1 protein-coding gene is annotated in these 1,009 nt (G+C 59.7%); it reads left to right on the forward strand.

Going from position 1 to position 1,009, the window contains the following annotated elements; all coding sequences use genetic code 11:
• On the forward strand, positions 1–1,009 hold a 1,009-nt coding region (locus tag GPK89_RS14865), incomplete at both ends, for a ribonucleoside-diphosphate reductase subunit alpha (protein ID WP_215694333.1).

Below are 1,009 nucleotides of genomic sequence, written 5' to 3' on the forward strand. Positions count from 1 at the left end.
GCAGGCAGCACCATCCGCGGCTTTCAAGGGGCGGCGGGTGGTGTTATCCGCTGGATTCGGCTGGTCAACGACACCGCCGTGGCGGTGGATCAGTTGGGGATGCGGCAGGGAGCTGTGGCGGTTTACTTAGACGCATGGCACCGGGATCTGCCGGAATTCCTTCAACTGCGCACTAACAATGGCGATGACCGCATGAAAGCGCATGATGTGTTTCCTGCCGTGTGCTATCCGGATCTCTTCTGGCGACTGGCGGAGGAGAACATAGACGCGCCGTGGCATCTCATGTGTCCGCATGAGATCCTCACGGTCAAGGGCTACGCTCTGGAGGATTACTGGGGTACGGAATGGGAGAAGCGGTATCTGGACTGCGTCAATGACCCGCGCATCGAAAAGCGCAGCGTCACCGTCAAGGACATCGTGCGGCTGGTGCTTCGCTCGGCAGTGGAGACCGGCACGCCCTTCGCCTTCAACCGTGACAGCGTAAATCGTATGAACCCAAACAGCCACACGGGAATGATCTATTGCTCCAATCTCTGCACGGAGATCGCGCAGAACATGGCGCCCATCGAGCATATCAGCACTGAGGTGCACACGGAGAACGGCGACACAGTGGTGGTGACGGCCACACGCCCCGGTGAGTTTGTGGTCTGCAATCTGGCGAGTCTGTCTCTCGGTAATCTGCCGGTGGAGGACGAGGCCTATATGGAACGCACGGTGGAAACGGCCATCCGCGCACTGGATAATGTGATCGACCTCAACTTCTACCCGTTGGAATACGCGCGGCTTACCAATCAGAAGTACCGCAGCATCGGCCTGGGCGTCAGCGGCTACCACCACATGCTGGCAAAGCGCGGCATCCGCTGGGAGAGCGATGAGCACCTTGCCTTCACCGATGCGGTATTCGAGCACATCAACTACGCCGCCGTCAGGGCGGACGCAGCACTGGCACGGGAAAAGGGTCGTTACGCACTCTTTGAGGGCAGCGACTGGCAGACGGGCGCGTATTTTG

Source organism: Gemmiger formicilis, assembly GCF_018784445.1.
Taxonomy (GTDB): Bacteria; Bacillota; Clostridia; order Oscillospirales; family Ruminococcaceae; genus Gemmiger.